Genomic DNA, 16,697 nt, shown 5'->3' on the forward strand with positions numbered 1-16,697 from the left:
CGGCCGGACCGGTGGGCCGATCACGGCCGCCGCGCGGTGCGGCCGGGCCCGGCGGTACGACCGCACCGCGCGGCCCGCACCGGCGGGTTCCGCGCCGGATGGCCCGGGTCCGGCACCGGGCTTAGCGTGCTGGCAGGGGCGCACCCGGGAGGGACCGCCGTGGAAGGAGAGCCATGGAGCTGACCGCACCGGTGACCGGTGGCCCGTGCTGGGTCGAGCTGGGGACCGGCGACCCGGAGTCCGCCCGGCGGTTCTACACGCGGCTGTTCGGCTGGCGTCCGACGGTGGACGCGCGTGAGGAGGCGGGCGGTTACACGGTCGCGCACCTCGGCGACGCGGCGGTCGCCGCGCTGGCACCGCTGGACCGGCCGTCGCAGCCGGTCGCCTGGAACGTGTCGTTCGCGGTACCCGACGCCGAGGCCGCCGTCCGCGCGGTGACCTCGGCGGGCGGGGCGGTGCTCCTCGGCCCGGTGGACGTGTTCGACCTGGGCCGTTCCGTGGTGGCCGCCGACCCCTCCGGTGCCCTCTTCCAGCTGTGGCAGCCCGGCGCCTTCCCGGGCGCCGGGCTGTTCAACGCCCCCGGGTCGCTGGGCTGGGTGGAGCTGCTGACCCGCGCGCCGAAGGAGGCCGTGGCCTTCTACACCACCGTGTTCGGCTGGAGCGTGGGCCCCTCCCCGCGCTACCCCCGGTGGGGCGTCGGCGGCGCGGACTTCGGCGGCATGGTGACGATGGACGACAAGTTCCCGCACGAGGTGCCGGCGCACTGGCTGCCGTACTTCGCGGTCGAGGACGTGGACGCCGCCGCCGTGACGACGACGCGGGTGGAGGGCACCGTGCTGATGGAGCCCACCTCGCTGCCCGACGGCCCGCGGAGCGCGGTGCTCCGGGACCCGCAGGGGGCGATGTTCGGCGTGTACCGGGCGGGCGGCCGGGGCTGAGGCCCGGCGGGGCGGGCGCGCGGCGCGCTCCGGGCGCGGCCCGGCCCGGCCCGGCGGTGTCCGCGGGGCCGGGTGCCGCGAGCGGTTTCAGGCCCGCAGGGTGCCCGGGCGGCCTTCCAGTTGTCCGAGCAGTTCGCCCAGCAGGGCGGCGAGTTCGCCGCGTTCCGGCCCCTCCAGGCCGGACAGCACGGCGGTCTCGTAGGCGAGCTGCGCGGGCAGGACGCCGTCGACCAGGTCGCGCCCGGCGTCGGTGAGGCGGACGTGCGCGACGCGGCGGTCACGGGTGTCGCCGCGGCGTTCGACCAGCCCGCGCTCGGTGAGCTGTTTGAGGCGCTTGGTGACGGCGGCGCCCGAGGAGAAGGTCTCCCGGGCCAGCTCGCTCGGGGTCAGTTCGTGGCCGGTGCGGCGCAGCGCGCCGAGCAGGTCGAACTCGGGGCGGGTCAGGCCCGCCCGGCGCAGCGGGGCGTCCTCGGCCTGCTGGAGGAGGGCGGAGCAGCGGTTGATGCGGCCGATCACCTCCATGGGGCCGGTGTCGAGGTCGGGGTGGACGGCCCGCCACTGCCGGACGACCTCGGCGACGGTGTCGCCCCGCCTGCGGGCGGGCTCGGCCCGGACGGCCGTGCCCGTCCCCTCGGCGTCCGTCCGGCTGTCGCCGCGCGTCACCGGTGCTCCTTCGCCGGCCGATGGTCCTTCGGTCGCCGTCATGGCCGTGCGTCCTCCGTGTGCGTGCTCGTGCCGGGGTCCGGGAGCAACCCCTGGCGTCGTACCGTCGCCGCGAGCGTACGGTGTGCCGCCTGCTCGGCGAGCACGACCCGCTCCTGCGGCAGGGCGCGCTGCCACCATTCTCCGGCCGCGGCGTCGGCGGTGGCCCGCAGGTCGACCAGTGCGGCCGCGAGGCCGCGCCGGGCGGACTCCAGGGCCGCGGGTGTGCTCCGCGGGTCGGCCGACAGGCGGGCGGCGCGCTCCCGGGCGTGGTCGACGGCGGCGAGCGCCCGCTCGACGTGCCGGCCCGCCCGCCGGTTGGTGACGGCCACGGCGGCGACGAACCCGACCAGGGCGCCGACCAGCGTGTCCACCACGCGGTCGGCGACCAGGTCGCCGGTCGGCTGGTAGCCGGGGAACTCGGTGACGAGCAGGGCCAGCGGGGTCACGCAGACGCTGCCGAGCCAGTAGTTGCGGCCGATGAGCGCCTCGGCCCCGAAGTTGCAGACCAGGCAGCACAGGACGAGGGCGAGCGGACCGAGGTGGGCGATCGGGGCGATGGCCGCGAAGAGCAGGACGCCGACCAGGTTGCCGACGACGCGCTGCACGGCCCGGCTCCAGGTGAGGGTGATGTTGGCCTGGTAGATCGAGGCCGCGGTGACCAGGGCCCAGTAGGGGCGGCCGACGCCGAGGGCGAGGGAGGCGTAGCCGGCGAGCGCGCAGCCGAGCCCGGTGCGGACCGCGATCGGGGTGAGCGGTCCGAGCCTGCTCCACAGCGGGCGCGGCGCCGTGGCGCGTTCCGCGGCCGCGCCCAGGAGTTCGTCGGCGTCCGTGCGGGGCTCGTCGGTGTGCGGGACGCGGCCCGTGCCGCGCAGGGCACGGGCCCAGGCGCGCAGGCGTACGGGGTCGGTGCCGGCCGGGGCGGCGAGCGCGACCTCGGCGCGGACCACGAGCCGTTCGAGGGCGCGGCGGGTGGCCGAGGGACGGTTCCCGGCCGCCAGCAGCGTCTGCCAGGCGGCCTGGACGGCGGCGTAGGCGGCGGACCGGGCCCTCGGGTCGCCGTCGCCGTCGCCCGCGGTCTCGGCGTACGCGGCGGTGGCGTTCAGGGCGTGGGCGGTGGCCCGGCGCTCCGGGCCGTGCGGCCGGAGCGGCGCGGGCGCCATGCCGACCAGCCAGGCCCACGCGCCGGCCGCTGCGGCGAGCGCGAGGTGGCCGGGGACCTGGCCGAGGGTCTGCGGGACGAACAGCGAGGCCGAGCTGACGAAGGTGAGGATCACATGGGCGGGCGGCCCGATGCGGGTGGCGTCGCACAGCACCTTCTGGACGGCGGCCAGCACGGCGCCGACGGTGACCAGGACGACGGCGTTCTCGGTGAGGGAGGCGGCGACCAGGGCCGCGGCGAGGCCGCCGAGCATGCCCAGGACCACTCCCGCCAGCACCCTGGCCCGGGCGACGTACGGACGGTTGTGGGCGTACAGGGCGCACAGGGACCCGGCCATCGTGTACGCCGCCAGGTCGAGCCGGCCGAGCGCCACCAGGATCAGGCTGGGCGGTGCGACCGCGACGACCACGCTGAGGGCCGGCTTGAACCAGATGTCGGAGGGCCGCCCGAGGCGCAGCACACCGGCGACCGGGAGGCGCCGGGCACGTGAGGGGGTGGGGGTCGCACTGCTCATGGGGAACCATGCTAACAGGTAATTTACTAGTAAAAGATTTTCTCGCCCCCCTCCGGCCCCCTCCGCCTCCTCCGGCTCGCCGTGCTCCCCCCGAACGCCCCCGAGTACCCCCTCGCGCTCGCGTGCGCGCCGTCGGGCCGGGGCATCCCTTGACCGACCGTTGAAGCGGATCGAGGGGGGCTCGCGTGCACGGACCGGCATCGTCCGGCTGGCTGCTGGTCGCGCTCTGCGCGGCGACCGGGGCCTACTGCCTGCTGCGGATGCGCAGCAGCGTCGAGGAGCAGCGCCGCGCCGCGGGCGGTGAGGCGCTCATGGGCTTCGGCATGGCCGCGATGGCCGTGCCGGCCGCGGCCTTCACCCCGCCGTCCTGGGCCTGGCCCGCCTACGCGGTGGTGTTCGGCGCGGCCGGGCTGCACGCGCTGTGGGCGGCCCGTACGCACGTGCGTCACCTGCACCACCTGGTCGGGGCCGGGGCCATGGTCTACATGGCGGTGGTGATGGCCACCTCCCCCGGTCACGGGCACGGCGGCTCGGGCGTACCCCTGCTGACCGGGATCCTGCTGCTCTACTTCACCGCGTACGTGCTGGCGACGGGTGCCCGGCTGGTGCCCGTGCCCGCCGCGGCGGGCACGGGCGGGTCCGCCCGGTGGGGCGACCGGCCGGAGCTGGCGCGGGCCTGCCGGCTCTGCATGGGGGTGGCGATGGTGGCGATGCTGCCGGCGATGTGAGGCGGGCCGGGAGTCCCGCCGACCGGAGCACCGGACCGTTGGCTGCGTCACTTTGCCCGACGGGCCGTACCCACGCGCGGTACCGCGCTCATAGGCTGCACGCATGATGCTCCCCGCGGCCCTGCTGCTGCTCGGCGTGCTGATCGCCGCCGCCGGTCCCCGGCTGCTCGCCCGGGCCGACTGGCCGGACCGGGAACCGGTGGTGGCGTTGTGGGTGTGGCAGTGCGTGATCGCGGCGGTCCTGCTGTGCTGCGCCCTGTCGATGACGTTCAGCGCGGCGGCGGCCTGGCAGGCGGTGGGCGGCCACGTGTTCGCCACCGCGCCCCGCGCGGTCGCCGAGGCGTACGTCCTCGGGACGGCCGGGCTCTGGGCGGCGACCACCGCGGTGGCACTGGCGTGCGGCGGGATGTGGAGCGCGGCGATGCTGGTCCGGGAGATCGCACGGGCCCGTGCCCGGCGCCGGGCGCGGCGGGCCGAACTGCGGCTGCGGGCCCCGCTGCTGCCCGGGGAGGAGCCGCGCTCCGAGCGGCTGGTGGTCCTGGAGGGAGAGCGGCCCGATGCCTGGTGGCTGCCCGGCACCCCGCCCCAACTGGTCGTCACCACGGCCGCCTTGCGCCGGCTGAAGGGCCGGCAGCTGGACGCCGTCCTCGCGCACGAACGCGGGCACGCGCAGGCCCGGCACGACTGGCTGCTGCACTGCTCCTCCGCGCTGGCCGACGGGTTCCCGCAGGTTCCGGTGTTCGCCGCGTTCCGCGACGAGATGCACCGGCTGGTCGAACTCGCCGCCGACGACACCGCCTCCCGCCGCTTCGGCCGGCTGACCACGGCCCTCGCCCTGGTGGAGCTCAACGAGCACCGGGGGGTGTTCGGACCCTGCCCTGCCTCGCAGGCGAACGTCCCGGCCCGGGTGCGCCGGCTGCTCACTCCCCCGGACCGGCTGACGGCGGGACGGCGGCTGCGGCTGACGGCCGCGGCGGCCCTGGTGCCGGTGATCCCCGTACTGGTGGCGTTCGTGCCGGGATTGCGGGCACTGGGATAGCCGGCGGACCCGGAACGGGCCGGGTACGCCTTCCGGGCGGTCCGACGGATACGGGTGGCCGGCTCCGGGCAGCAGGACGGAGACGGATGACCGGCCCCGAACCCCGCCGGTCGGCAAGGATCACCTCATGCACACCCCCCATGTCGATTCCCCGCCCCGGTCCACGGACCGCCCTCCCTCCACCCTGCCCACCGGCGTACTGGCACTGTGCTCGGCGCTGCTGCTGGCCCTGGTCGCCGTCGGATGGCGCCCACTGCTCGATCTGGACGGCGACATCTCCCGCACCACCCACCGCTGGGCGGTCGAGGAACCCGGCTGGACGCAGACGGCCCGCATCCTGACGGACTGGGTCTGGGACCCGTGGACGATGCGGGTGCTGTGCGGCGTGGCAGCGGCGCTGCTGGCGTGGCGGTACGCGGCCCGGTGGACCGCGACGTGGCTGGTGGTGACGGTCGCCCTGGCAACGGCCGTGCAGCAGGGCCTGAAGGCCGCGGTGGACCGTGCCCGCCCGGTCTGGCCCGACCCGGTCGACTCCGCGCACTACGCGGCCTTCCCGTCGGGACACGCCATGACCGCCACGGTCGTCTGCGGGCTCCTGGTGTGGCTGCTGCACCGCCGCGGCGTGAGCCGCCTGGTGCGGCGCGTGGCGCTGGCCCTGGCAGTGCTCTCGGTGACCGGCGTCGGCCTCACCCGCGTCTGGCTCGGCGTCCACTGGCCCACGGACGTCCTCGGCGGCTGGCTGCTCGGCGCGCTGGTGGTGGCCGCGGCGGTGCGGGTCCACCGGCGCCGGCACCCGTGAGCCGCACACCCCGTCGTGGGGCCGGGCGGCGGTGGCCCGGGGCCACCGCCGGAACCCTGCCGTCCGTCTCGGACGATCCCCCGCGTCGCCCGAGACGGACGGCAGCCCGGAGAGGGCCCCAAGGGCCCCGGCCGGACGCGCTGAGTATAGTTGGCTGCCAACCAGTCAACGCAGGAGTCAAGCATGTCCCCGCGCAGCCCCCTGGTCAATGAAGAGTTGCGGAGACGTTCGAAGGAGCGGCTTCTGCACGCGGCCGTCGAGCTGGTGAACGAGCACGGATACGAGGCGACCACGCTCGGCGACATCGCCGACCGGGCGGGCTCCGCGCGCGGTCTGGTCTCGTACTACTTCCCGGGAAAGCGCCAGCTGGTGCAGTCCGCCGTGCACCGGCTGATGCACCGCACCCTGGAGGAGGCCCTGGAGCGCGAGCCGCGCACCGAGGACGGCCGGGAGCGGTTGGCGCGGGCCATCGACGCGATCCTGGGCCTGGCGCGGGACCGGCCGGTCCTGATGCGCCAGCACATGGCCGGGCTGCTGCAGGCCGAGGGATTCGTCGTCTGCCCCGAGCAGCGGCGCCTGGCCGAGCTGCTGCGGGACACCGTCGTCCGGCACGGCTCCCAGGACGTCGACGCCGACTATCCGATGCTGCGCGCCCTGCTGATGGGCGCCGTGTTCGCGGCCCTGATGCCGGGTGCGCCGATGCCGGTCCCGGCGCTGCGCGCGGAGCTCTTCAAGCGCTACCGGCTCGACTGGGAACTGGGCGTCCCGCCGGACACCGAGGTGCCCGGCGGGACGGACCTGGCCCGGTTCTTCGCGACCGGGCCGGGGCTGGGCCGTCCGGCCCCGGCCCTCCGGCCGGAGCCGGGCGCTCAGTCGAAGTAGTCCGGCTGCGTCTGCACGTTGAGCTCACGCAGCTGGACCTTGCGGGCCGGGTCCGTGCGCCGGTCGTCGATCCTCAGGACGTCGAATCCCTTGGCCATGTCGTTCGAGTAGATGTAGCCGTTGTAGTAGTACGCCGACCAGGAGCCGCCGGTGACGTTCTGTTCGGTGGACAGCGGCCCGCGCTCGAAGTAGGCGATCTCCTTGGGCGCGGAGGAGTTCGTGAAGTCCCAGACCGAGACGCCGCCCTGGTACCAGGCCTGCACCATCAGGTCCTTGCCCTTGACCGGGATCAGCGAGCCGTTGTGGGCCACGCAGTTCTCGGTGTCGGCCTGGTGGCGGGGGATCTTGAAGTAGCTGCGGAAGACCAGCTTGCGCTTGTCCCCCTTGCCGACGATGTCGTAGATGCCGTCCGCGCCGCGGTTCGGGCCGACCTCCGCGTTGCAGGTGGCGCCGCCTCCGCCGCCCAGCTCGTCGGTGAACACGACCTTGTTCGCCTTCTGGTTGAAGGTCGCCGAGTGCCAGAACGCGAAGTTGACGTTGTCCTGCACCTGGTCGATCACCTTCGGGCGCTCCGGGTCCTTGATGGAGAACAGGATGCCGTCGCCCATGCAGGCTCCGGCGGCCAGGTCCTCGGACGGCAGCACGGTGATGTCGTGGCAGCCGGTGGTCTTGGAGACGCCCGGGTTGGTGGGCGCGCCCGGGTTGCCGCCGCCGTCCGGGCCCTCACCCGGGAACAGCACCGGGAAGCCGACGACCGCCGCCTTGTGCGGGGCCTTGCGCGGCACCTTGATGACGGAGATGCCGTCGTGCGGCGGCTGGCAGTCGGGGTAGGCCGCGTTCGGCGAGTACGAGGAGACGTAGACGTAGACGTTCTTCCGCTCGGGCACCAGCGTGTGGGTGTGCGAGCCGCAGGCGGTCTCGACGGCGGCGACGTAGCGCGGGTTCCGCTTGTCGCTGATGTCGAAGACCTTCATGCCCTCCCACGAGGACTTCTCGGTCACCGGCTGCGTGGTGCTGTTGCAACTGCTGTCGCTGCGCGAGGAGTCGGTGGACAGGAACAGCAGGTCCCCGGAGACGGAGATGTCGTTCTGCGAGCCGGGGCACAGGACCTGGGCCACCGTCTTCGGCGACTTCGGGTTGCTGATGTCGAAGATGCGGAAGCCGTCGTAGTTGCCCGCGAAGGCGTAGCGGCCCTGGAACGCCAGGTCCGAGTTGGTGCCGGGCAGCGCGTCCTTGGGGATGTTGGCCACGTGCCGGATGTTGTCGGAGTGGACGACCTCGTCCTGACCGGGGATCTCGCCGGCGGCGATGGCCTCCCGCGCCTCGGCCTGGTCGCTCCGCGAGACCTCCTTCGGGGCGGCCGGCGCGTCCCCGGGGTCGGGGATCGCCGCGGCCGGGGCGGCGGTGAGGAGCGCGGCCAGCAGCCCACCGGCTGCGGCGGCAACTCCCAGACGTCTGCGCCGGGTCCGGGAAACTCTTAACAGGATCACTGTTTTCCTCCCTGGTTCCGTTCGCCTCGGAACGGTTTTCGCTCCGGCAGTATCGTCTTCGGCATGCACATACCAACAGGGGGCAACACACTTGCAATGAAGTTTTCCGATCATCGACGCGCGGAAGCGTGCTAGGACGGTCGTCAGCACTCACGAGGTGTTCCGCGCCCCTCCCGGAGGGGACACCCCCAGCCACAGGAGGTCCTTGTGCTCCACCGCCGTGTGCCACGTGCGTCCGTCGTCGCGGCCGGGCTGACCGCCCTGGCCGTACTGGGGCTCACGGGCTGCGACTCCGACACGGACGACACCGGGTCGGCCGCGACGAGCGGACCCTCGGTCATCGCGCCGGGCGGACCCGGGGAGGCGAACCGGACCCTGTCGGCCGAGGAGGCCGCACGGCAGCGCGCGGAGGACGACTCCCCCAACTCCGCCGACGTCTCCTACGTGCGGATGATGATCGAGCACCACGCGCAGGCCCTGGAGATGACCGACCTGGTCCCCGACCGCGCCGAGTCACCGAAGATCGTCAAACTGGCCGAGCGCATCGCCGCCGCGCAGCGGCCGGAGATCGGGGCGATGAAGGGCTGGCTGAAGACCCACGGCAAGGCGGCGGGGGGCGGCGGACACGACCACGATCACGCGACGATGCCCGGAATGGCGACGCAGGCCCAGTTGAAGAACCTGCGCGCGGCCGACGGCAAGGCCTTCGACCAGCTCTTCCTCACGCTGATGATCACCCACCACGAGGGGGCGATCACCATGGCCACCGAGGTGAAGGGGCAGGGCAACAACATCCGGGTCGAGGAGATGGCCGACGACGTCGTGGCCCAGCAGACGAGCGAGATCACACGGATGCGCGACCTGCTGTGAGACGCGTCGGCCGCCGACGGAGCCCGCGCCGCGGGACGGGGAGCGTCCGTGGGACGGGGAGCGCCGGTGGGGCGGAGCGCGTCGGCGGGGCGGGGCGGGGGGCGGCGCCCGGCCGGTCCGTTCACCGCCGGGCATGACGCGGGGACAGCAGGCCCGCGTCGCGCGCCCGGCCGATCAGCCGGAGCGCCCCGCGCCGGCTGTGTCCGGTCGCGTCCATCACGGCGAGGACCGGATCGGCGCCCCGTTCCCGGGCCGCCCGGTACTCCCGGGCCGCGAGCCGCCACCCCTCCGGCCCCGGCGGCCAGGTCGAGCGGCCCCGGTGCGCCCCCGTGCCGGTGACGTCCCCGTCGGCCGGCCCGGCCCCGGCGCCGCACGCCCGCGCCAGCGGTCCCTCGATCCAGTCGGCGAACACCGCCAGGTCCTCCAGGGCCAGCGCGGGCCGGGCCCGCACGTCCTCGACGCACACGCACCCCTCGGACACCACCGCGAGCGCGTCGACCCGGGCCCCGTCGCCGAAGGCCAGCCGCACATGGAGCCAGCGCGTCGTGCGCTCCCCCTCCCGCACCTCCCACGCGGGCCACACGGACACCGCCCCCTCCGCCGGAGAGCGATCGGAAAGTTGAAAAGAAGACGCCTCAAGCACACACGCAACGTAACCGTGTGATCACTTCCCTTCCGGGGGAACACGCACCCCGAGCGGTGGACGGCACCCTGTCAGCGGAGCGCCGACGGTGCGATGCTGGAGACGTCAGCGGTCCCCTGTCGGTCTCCCGGCGTGAGGAGTTCGGCCGTGCTGCATGTCGCCGTCGTCGGTTCCGGGCCGAGCGGGTGCTACACCGCCCAGAGCCTCGTCCAGCAGGACCCCCGGGTGCGCGTCGACGTCCTGGACCGGCTGCCCTGCCCCTACGGCCTGGTCCGCTACGGCGTGGCACCGGACCACGAGAAGATCAAGTCCCTGCAGAACACCCTCCGCACGGTCCTGGAGCACGAGCGGGTGCGCTTCCTCGGCGGAGTACCGGTCGGCCCGGACGGCGTGCCGGCCGCCCGGCTGCGGGAGCTGTACCACGCGGTGGTGTACTGCGTGGGCGCCGCCGCGGACCGGCGGCTGGGGATCCCCGGCGAGGACCTGCCGGGCAGCTGGTCGGCGACCGAGTTCGTGTCCTGGTACAGCGCGCACCCGGACTCCCCCGGACTCCCGGCTCCTCCCTCGCTCCCGGCTCCTCCCTCGCTCCCGGCTTCTCCCTCCGAGCAGGGAGAAGCCCCCGCCGACGACGGCTTCCTGCGGGGCGTCCGGTCGGCCGTGGTCATCGGCGTCGGGAACGTCGCCGTGGACGTCGCGCGCATGCTGGCCCGGGGCGTGACGGAGCTGAGCCCGACCGACATGCCGCACGCCGCCCTGACCGCGCTCGCCGCGAGCGGGGTGACGGACATCCACATGGTGGGCCGACGCGGCCCGTCCCAGGCCCGCTTCACCACCAAGGAACTGCGCGAGCTGGGCGCGCTGCCCGACACGGGAGTCGTCGCCGATCCGGCGGAGCTGGCACTGGATCCGGCGTATCCGGACCCCTCCGCGCTGCCCGCCCCGCAGCGCCGCAACGTCGAGGTGCTGCGCGGCTGGGCCGGGCCGCCGGCCTCGGACGTCCGCCGCCTGATCCGGCTGCGCTTCTTCCTCCGCCCCGTCGAACTGCTCGCCCGGGCGGGCCGGGTGGGTGCGGTGCGCTTCGAGCGGACGGTTCCGGACGGGCGCGGAGGAGTGACGGGCACGGGGCGCTTCGAGGACGTCGAGGCTCAGCTGGTGCTGCGCTCGGTGGGCTATCGGGGTGTGCCGCTGGAGGGCCTTCCGTTCGACGCCGTCACCGGCACCGTGCCGCACCTCGCCGGGCGCGTGCTGCGCGAGGGCGTCGTCGCGCCGGGCGAGTACGTGGCGGGCTGGATCAAGCGCGGCCCGACGGGCGTCATCGGCACCAACCGGCCGTGCGCCAAGGAGACGGTGACGTCCCTGCTGGAGGACGCCCCCGTCCTCGCGGGCCGCGACGTGGCCGGCGATCCGTCGGCGGCGCTGCGGGCCGAGGGGATCGAACCGGTCGAGTGGGCCGGGTGGCGGGCGATCGAACGGGCCGAGGCGGAGCTGGGCGCCTCGCTCGGACGGAACGTGGTCAAGCTGCCCGACTGGGAGTCGCTGATGGCGGCGGCGCGGAACGCCGGCGCGTGAAGCCCCCGGACGGCGGCCGGGTCAGCCCTCGCCGTGGCGCGCGGCCTGGCGGGCGGCGGCGGTGAGCAGGCGGTCGAGCAGCCCCGGGAAGAGCTCGTCCAGGTCGTCCCGGCGCAGGTCGTTCATCTTGGCGGTGCCCTCGTAGACCTGCCGGATCACGCCGTTCTCCCGCAGCACCCGGAAGTGGTGCGTGGTGGTGGACTTGGTGACCGGCAGGTCGAAGTGCGAGCAGGACAACTCGATCCCCTCGGCGGCGAGCTCGCGGACGATCCGCAGCCGCACGGGGTCGGAGAGCGCGTGCAGCACGCCCTCCAGCCGGATCTCCTCGCGCGCCGGATGCGGCAGGTCGCGGCTGCTGGGGACGGGGGCGACGGTCGTCACGGCGGCTCCACATTCGGTCCGGGAGCCCTCATTGTACGAGAGTCCTCGTAGTTTGACATCCCCCGTACTACGACGTCTATCGTACGAGTCGCACCTGCCCCGACCCCTGCCGAGTGGAGTCCACCGTGAGCTTGCTGTTCGAGCCGTACACCCTGCGCGACGTGACGATTCCCCACCGGGCGTGGATGGCTCCGATGTGCCAGTACTCGGCCGCCCCTGAAGGCCCCGAGACCGGCGCGCCCGGCGACTGGCACCTCGCGCACTACGCGGCCCGCGCGACCGGCGGCACGGGCCTGATCATCGTCGAGGCCACCGCCGTGTCCCCGGAGGGCCGCATCTCGCCGTACGACCTCGGCATCTGGAACGACACCCAGGTCGAGGCCTTCCGGCGGATCACCCGCTTCCTCGCCTCCCAGGGCACGGTACCCGCCGTCCAGCTGGCACACGCCGGACGCAAGGCGTCGACCGACCGCACCTGGAAGGGCGGCGCCCCGCTGGAGCGGGGGGCGTACGGCTGGCAGCCGGTGGCCCCGAGCCCGCTCGCCTTCACCGAGCGGCACCCGGTGCCGGACGAGCTGACCGTCGAACAGATCCGTGACGTCGTGGGCCAGTTCCGCGCCGCGGCGCGCCGGGCGCTCGCCGCCGGGTTCGAGATCGCCGAGATCCACGGCGCCCACGGCTACCTGATCAACGAGTTCCTCTCCCCGCACTCCAACCACCGCACCGACGCCTACGGCGGCTCGTACGAGAACCGGACGCGTTTCGCGCTCGAGGTCGTCGACGCCGTGCGCGAGGAGTGGCCGGACGGCAAGCCGCTGTTCTTCCGGATCTCGGCCACGGACTGGCTGGAGGGGGCCGGCTGGACCCCGGACGACACCGTCCGCTTCGCCACCGAGCTGCACGCCCACGGCATCGACCTGCTCGACGTCTCCACCGGGGGCAACGCCTCCGGCGCCCGCATCCCGACCGGGCCCGGCTACCAGGTTCCCTTCGCCGCGCGGGTGCGCAACGAGACGCCGATGCCGGTCGCCGCCGTCGGGCTGATCACCGACGCCGCGCAGGCCGAGAAGATCCTGGCCAACGGCGAGGCGGACGCGGTCCTCCTCGGTCGCGAGCTGCTCCGCGACCCCTCGTGGGCCCGGCGCGCGGCCCGCGAGCTGGACGGCCAGGTCCACGTGCCGGACCAGTACCACCTCTCGGTCTGACCGCGTACCGCCGATGCCGGTGGTCCGAGGCGCGCATCGCACCGCGGACCACCGGCATCGGCCTTTCCGGGGAAGCCCTCCCGCGGCAGGGCGGGAGCACGCGCTCTCCGTCACCGGACTGGCCGAATGTGATGCGCGCAGGGCGTTGACTAGAAAGCGCTTACCCCATACCTTCCGTTCAGCGACGTGACCCGTTCAGGTCATCTAGGCGATGAACGTTCACGTACGTGAGCCCTCCGGTGCCCCGAAACCACGCACGGCCACCGGAGGGCTCCGACACCCCCACACCACGACAGAAGGAACGGCATGACTTCTGCGACACGGCCACGCGCCCGCGGACGGGCGCTGACGGGTGCACTGGCCACCCTCGGACTCTCTGTTGGCATGCTCATGTCCGTCGGGTCGTCCCCGGCGAGCGCCGCCACCTGGCCGACCCCCAACGGCAGCCAGGGCGTCTCCTCCACCATCTCCGTGTCCGGCACCAAGGACTACGGGATGAAGCGCCTGTACGGCACCGGCGACCTGGGCTCCGGCAGCCAGGACGAGGACCAGGGCCCGATCCTGGAACTGGCGGACGGCGCGGTCCTGAAGAACGTCGTCCTGGGCGCACCCGCGGCCGACGGCATCCACTGCCTGGGCTCCTGCACGCTGCAGAACGTGTGGTGGGAGGACGTCGGCGAGGACGCCGCCACGTTCAAGGGCAAGTCCTCGTCGGCGGTCTACACCGTCAGCGGCGGCGGCGCCAGGGAAGCCGGCGACAAGGTGTTCCAGTTCAACGGCGCCGGAACGCTGAACGTGTCGAACTTCGCGGTGCAGAACTTCGGCACCTTCGTCCGCTCCTGCGGCAACTGCTCCACGCAGTACAAGCGGACGATCAACCTCAACACCATCGAGGTGACCTGGAAGGGCAGCAGGCTGGCCGGCATCAACACCAACTACGGCGACAGCGCGACCCTGCGGAACATCACGATCATCGGGGACAGCAGCAAGAAGATCGTCCCCTGCCAGAAGTACATCGGCAACAACAGCGGCAAGGAGCCGAGCACCAACGGCTCGGGCCCCGACGGCACGTACTGCAAGTACGCGTCGTCCGACGTCACCTACCGGTAGTCCCCGGGCACGGTCCCCCCACGGTGGAGGCGGCCGTACGGGGCGCCCCGCGCGGCGCCCCGTACGGCCGCCGCGTCATGCGCCGCCCGTCCGTGCGCGCACCCGTCCCGTCAGCTCCTCCCGGTAGTCGGCGTAGGCGGCCCGCAACGCGTCACCGGGCCAGTCGGCGGGCAGCAGGCCGGGCGGCAGGACCGGGTCGGCCAGCAGGTGGCGCACCACGGCGGCGAACAGGGCGAGCCGGTCGGCGGGGCGGGCGGCGCGGTCGACGCGGGCCAGGAGCGCACGGGCCGTGCCGGCCCAGGCGTCCAGCGGCCAGAGGTCCGCGGCCAGTTCCCGGGCGGGCCCGGCGGGCCGGGCGGTGCAGAGCCGGGCCACCCGGTCGAGACCGGCGGGCAGGGGGCGGCTCAGGTTGGCGGGGCGCAGCCAGACGCCCTCGCGGAGTTCGGCGAGCCGGAGGGCGGCCAACTGCGCGCGTGTATCCGCGCGTTCGGCGGGTCCGCGGCCCGTCGCGGTGATGACGACCATCTCCCAGTCGCCGTCCCACTCGCGCGTGCGGGGCCGCACGGCCTCGTCCTGGCGGTGCTGGCGCCGCACCAGCCGGTCGCTGAGGCGGTACCCGGTGTCCGTGCGCAGCAGGTCACCGGCGGCGACCATCCGGCTGAGCGCCGCCCTCAGGGTGGATCCGCCGACGTCGAAGCCCTCCACGAGCCGTCCGAGCTCCCGGGTCGCGAGCTCCGGCGGGTGCGTGCCGAGCAGCAGGCTCAGCACGACCGACCGCGCGGACAGGGGGCGCGGGCGCGGGTCGTCCGGGGGTGTCGGGTCGTCCATCCGCATGGGTCCGTACTGTACGGCGGACCGTGTGTTGCATCATTGCTACGACCGCAGGACGAGTGCAACACTCGGCGCATGGTCACGACATCTGTGGACGAGCGGCACCCGGGCTTCGGCGAGCGGGGCGACGGGCACGGCGGACACGCCACGCACGACGTCGCCAACCAGCCCGCTCCGCTGGCCCCGTACGACGCGTCCGACGACATCCCCCTGCTGGAGGGCCTGCGCCGGGAGGGCGCCGGCTGGGCCGAGGAGGACCTGCGGCGGCTCGGCAGGCTGGCCGGCAGCGCGCAGGTGCAGGAGTGGAGCGAGCAGGCCAACCGCCACGAGCCCGAACTGCGCACGCACGACCGGTACGGGCACCGGATCGACGAGGTCGAGTTCCACCCGAGCTGGCACCACCTGATGCGCACGGCCGTCGCCGAGGGGCTGGCCGCCGCGCCCTGGGCGGACGACCGGCCCGGCGCGCACGTCGCCCGCACCGCGGGCGGCCTGGTGTGGGGCCACACCGACGCGGGACACGGCTGTCCGACGTCCATGACGTACGCGGCGGTGCCCGTCCTGCGCCGGCAGCCGGAGCTGGCGAAGGTGTACGAGCCGCTGCTGACCAGCCGGGAGTACGAGCCGGGCCTGCGCGTGCCGACCGAGAAGCGCGGGCTGCTGGCCGGCATGGGGATGACCGAGAAGCAGGGCGGCTCCGACGTCCGGACCAACACCACCACGGCGACGCCGACCGCCGAGCCCGGCGTGTACGCCCTGCGCGGGCACAAGTGGTTCACGTCGGCGCCGATGTGCGACGTGTTCCTGGTGCTGGCGCAGGCCCCGGGCGGGTTGTCCTGCTTCCTGGTGCCGCGCGTGCTGCCCGACGGGACGCGCAACACGTTCCGCATCCAGCGGCTGAAGGACAAGCTGGGCAACCGGTCCAACGCCTCCTCCGAGCCCGAGTTCGACGGGACCGCGGCCTGGCTGGTCGGCCCGGAGGGGCAGGGCGTGAAGACCATCATCGAGATGGTCAACTGCACCCGGCTGGACTGCGTGATGATGTCGGCGGCGCTGATGCGCAAGACGCTCGTCGAGGCGGGGCACCACGTGCGGCACCGCAGCGCGTTCGGGGCCCGGCTGGTGGACCAGCCGCTGATGCGCAACGTCCTGGCCGATCTGGCGCTGGAGTCCGAGGCCGCCACCACCCTCACCCTGCGCCTGGCCGGCGCCGCCGACCGCGCGGTGCGCGGGGACGCCGGGGAGGCCGCGTTCCGCCGGATCGCGACCGCGGTGGGCAAGTACTGGGTCACCAAGCGGGGCCCGGCCTTCACCGCCGAGGCCCTGGAGTGCCTGGGCGGCAACGGCTACGTCGAGGAGTCGGGCATGCCCCGGCACTACCGTGAGGCCCCGCTGCTGTCGATCTGGGAGGGCTCGGGGAACGTCAACGCCCTCGACGTGCTGCGGGCGCTCGGCCGGGACCCCGCCACGGCACAGGCGCTCCTCGACGAGCTGGCCCTGAGCCGGGGGGCGGACGCCCGGCTGGACGCGGCCGTGGTCCGGCTGAAGGACCTGCTGGCCGAGGGGGCGCAGGTGAACGCCCGCCGGCTGGTGGAGCGGATGGCCCTGGCCCTCCAGGGCTCCCTCCTCGTCCGGCACGCTCCGCCCGCGGTCGCCGACGCCTTCTGCGCGACGCGGCTCGGCGGCGACTGGGGGCACGCCTTCGGCACGCTGCCCGCGGCGGCCGGGCTCGACGCGCTCGTGGACCGTGCGCTGCCGGACACCGCCTGACCCCTTCGCAGAGCGGCTCCCGCGGGGCCCCGCGGGAGCCGCCGCACCGGCGCTGACCTGCGAC

General features: G+C 74.2%; 16 protein-coding genes. 10 read left to right on the top strand and 6 right to left on the bottom strand.

The genetic code is table 11. The features are described 5' to 3' along the window. Positions 1-173: 173 nt before the first annotated feature. Entirely contained in the window at positions 174-938 is a 765-nt protein-coding gene (locus CP969_RS06785) for a VOC family protein (protein WP_016827352.1), read from the top strand. An 87-nt stretch (positions 939-1,025) separates the two neighbouring features. Here CP969_RS06785 and CP969_RS06790 read toward each other — a convergent pair whose 3' ends face one another. Both CP969_RS06790 and CP969_RS06795 read right to left on the bottom strand, forming a co-directional pair. After that, the gene (locus tag CP969_RS06790; protein WP_063744524.1) at positions 1,026-1,643 is read right to left on the bottom strand and encodes a MarR family winged helix-turn-helix transcriptional regulator; all 618 of its coding nucleotides are present in this window, start codon (positions 1,641-1,643) and stop codon (positions 1,026-1,028) included. Further along, on the bottom strand, positions 1,640-3,316 hold the full coding sequence (locus CP969_RS06795) for an FUSC family protein (RefSeq protein ID WP_026085365.1): 1,677 nt from the start codon (positions 3,314-3,316) through the stop codon (positions 1,640-1,642). The genes CP969_RS06790 and CP969_RS06795 overlap by 4 nt, the downstream gene beginning before the upstream one ends. Before the next feature lie 185 nt (positions 3,317-3,501). Here CP969_RS06795 and CP969_RS06800 point away from each other — a divergent pair, with 185 nt between their 5' ends. From CP969_RS06800 to CP969_RS06815, 4 genes are all read left to right on the top strand, one after another. After that, on the top strand, positions 3,502-4,044 hold the full coding sequence (locus CP969_RS06800; RefSeq protein WP_004991332.1) for a DUF5134 domain-containing protein: 543 nt from the start codon (positions 3,502-3,504) through the stop codon (positions 4,042-4,044). A 103-nt stretch (positions 4,045-4,147) separates the two neighbouring features. Beyond that, positions 4,148-5,083, top strand: coding sequence for a M56 family metallopeptidase (locus CP969_RS06805; RefSeq protein WP_004991330.1), 936 nt, complete (start codon positions 4,148-4,150; stop codon positions 5,081-5,083). Between the two features lie 127 nt (positions 5,084-5,210). Beyond that, a complete protein-coding gene (locus tag CP969_RS06810) occupies positions 5,211-5,882 on the top strand; it encodes a phosphatase PAP2 family protein (RefSeq protein WP_016827346.1) in 672 nt (223 codons plus the stop codon). Between the two features lie 183 nt (positions 5,883-6,065). Next, on the top strand, positions 6,066-6,764 hold the full coding sequence (locus tag CP969_RS06815; RefSeq protein ID WP_004991326.1) for a TetR/AcrR family transcriptional regulator: 699 nt from the start codon (positions 6,066-6,068) through the stop codon (positions 6,762-6,764). Here the strand turns inward: CP969_RS06815 and CP969_RS06820 are convergent. Then, on the bottom strand, positions 6,752-8,254 hold the full coding sequence (locus tag CP969_RS06820; protein ID WP_004991324.1) for an LVIVD repeat-containing protein: 1,503 nt from the start codon (positions 8,252-8,254) through the stop codon (positions 6,752-6,754). The two genes, CP969_RS06815 and CP969_RS06820, sit on opposite strands and share 13 nt — an antisense overlap. Before the next feature lie 207 nt (positions 8,255-8,461). On the opposite strand from CP969_RS06820, the gene CP969_RS06825 reads away from it, so the two are divergent. Beyond that, positions 8,462-9,124, top strand: coding sequence for a DUF305 domain-containing protein (locus CP969_RS06825; protein WP_004991320.1), 663 nt, complete (start codon positions 8,462-8,464; stop codon positions 9,122-9,124). Positions 9,125-9,245: 121 nt separating this feature from the next. On the opposite strand, the gene CP969_RS06830 is transcribed toward CP969_RS06825, so the two are convergent. After that, a complete protein-coding gene (locus tag CP969_RS06830; protein ID WP_004991318.1) occupies positions 9,246-9,713 on the bottom strand; it encodes a DUF6214 family protein in 468 nt (155 codons plus the stop codon). 201 nt (positions 9,714-9,914) lie between these two features. On the opposite strand from CP969_RS06830, the gene CP969_RS06835 reads away from it, so the two are divergent. Continuing rightward, positions 9,915-11,336 (top strand): NAD(P)-binding protein, encoded by a 1,422-nt coding sequence (locus CP969_RS06835; RefSeq protein ID WP_016827344.1) that lies wholly within the window; start codon positions 9,915-9,917, stop codon positions 11,334-11,336. 21 nt (positions 11,337-11,357) lie between these two features. Here the strand turns inward: CP969_RS06835 and CP969_RS06840 are convergent, their stop codons facing one another. Next, positions 11,358-11,717 carry an ArsR/SmtB family transcription factor gene (locus tag CP969_RS06840; RefSeq protein ID WP_004991316.1) on the bottom strand — a complete coding sequence of 120 codons (360 nt, stop codon included), beginning with the start codon at positions 11,715-11,717 and terminating at the stop codon, positions 11,358-11,360. 125 nt (positions 11,718-11,842) lie between these two features. Here CP969_RS06840 and CP969_RS06845 point away from each other — a divergent pair, with 125 nt between their 5' ends. After that, complete coding sequence (locus CP969_RS06845; protein WP_026085364.1) at positions 11,843-12,922, top strand: NADH:flavin oxidoreductase/NADH oxidase; 1,080 nt, start codon at positions 11,843-11,845, stop codon at positions 12,920-12,922. A gap of 306 nt (positions 12,923-13,228) precedes the next feature. Continuing rightward, positions 13,229-14,032 carry a pectate lyase gene (locus CP969_RS06850; protein ID WP_026085363.1) on the top strand — a complete coding sequence of 268 codons (804 nt, stop codon included), beginning with the start codon at positions 13,229-13,231 and terminating at the stop codon, positions 14,030-14,032. A 75-nt stretch (positions 14,033-14,107) separates the two neighbouring features. Here CP969_RS06850 and CP969_RS06855 read toward each other — a convergent pair whose 3' ends face one another. Further along, positions 14,108-14,866 (bottom strand): PaaX family transcriptional regulator C-terminal domain-containing protein, encoded by a 759-nt coding sequence (locus tag CP969_RS06855; protein WP_016827338.1) that lies wholly within the window; start codon positions 14,864-14,866, stop codon positions 14,108-14,110. A 72-nt stretch (positions 14,867-14,938) separates the two neighbouring features. Here CP969_RS06855 and CP969_RS06860 point away from each other — a divergent pair, with 72 nt between their 5' ends. After that, entirely contained in the window at positions 14,939-16,633 is a 1,695-nt protein-coding gene (locus CP969_RS06860) for an acyl-CoA dehydrogenase family protein (protein ID WP_026085362.1), read from the top strand. The last annotated feature ends 64 nt before the right edge of the window (positions 16,634-16,697 follow it).

It is taken from the genome of Streptomyces viridosporus T7A (assembly GCF_008704515.1).
GTDB classification, from domain to species: domain Bacteria; phylum Actinomycetota; class Actinomycetes; order Streptomycetales; family Streptomycetaceae; genus Streptomyces; species Streptomyces viridosporus.

Excerpts from the sequence above, each read along its gene's own strand:
- CP969_RS06815 (WP_004991326.1), top strand. The coding sequence starts at position 6,066 with ATGTCCCCGCGCAGCCCCCTGGTCAATGAAGAGTTGCGGAGACGTTCG.
- CP969_RS06855 (WP_016827338.1), bottom strand. The coding sequence starts at position 14,866 with ATGCGGATGGACGACCCGACACCCCCGGACGACCCGCGCCCGCGCCCC.
- CP969_RS06810 (WP_016827346.1), top strand. The coding sequence starts at position 5,211 with ATGCACACCCCCCATGTCGATTCCCCGCCCCGGTCCACGGACCGCCCT.
- CP969_RS06785 (WP_016827352.1), top strand. The coding sequence starts at position 174 with ATGGAGCTGACCGCACCGGTGACCGGTGGCCCGTGCTGGGTCGAGCTG.
- CP969_RS06795 (WP_026085365.1), bottom strand. The coding sequence starts at position 3,316 with ATGAGCAGTGCGACCCCCACCCCCTCACGTGCCCGGCGCCTCCCGGTC.
- CP969_RS06790 (WP_063744524.1), bottom strand. The coding sequence starts at position 1,643 with ATGACGGCGACCGAAGGACCATCGGCCGGCGAAGGAGCACCGGTGACG.
- CP969_RS06850 (WP_026085363.1), top strand. The coding sequence starts at position 13,229 with ATGACTTCTGCGACACGGCCACGCGCCCGCGGACGGGCGCTGACGGGT.
- CP969_RS06860 (WP_026085362.1), top strand. The coding sequence starts at position 14,939 with ATGGTCACGACATCTGTGGACGAGCGGCACCCGGGCTTCGGCGAGCGG.
- CP969_RS06805 (WP_004991330.1), top strand. The coding sequence starts at position 4,148 with ATGATGCTCCCCGCGGCCCTGCTGCTGCTCGGCGTGCTGATCGCCGCC.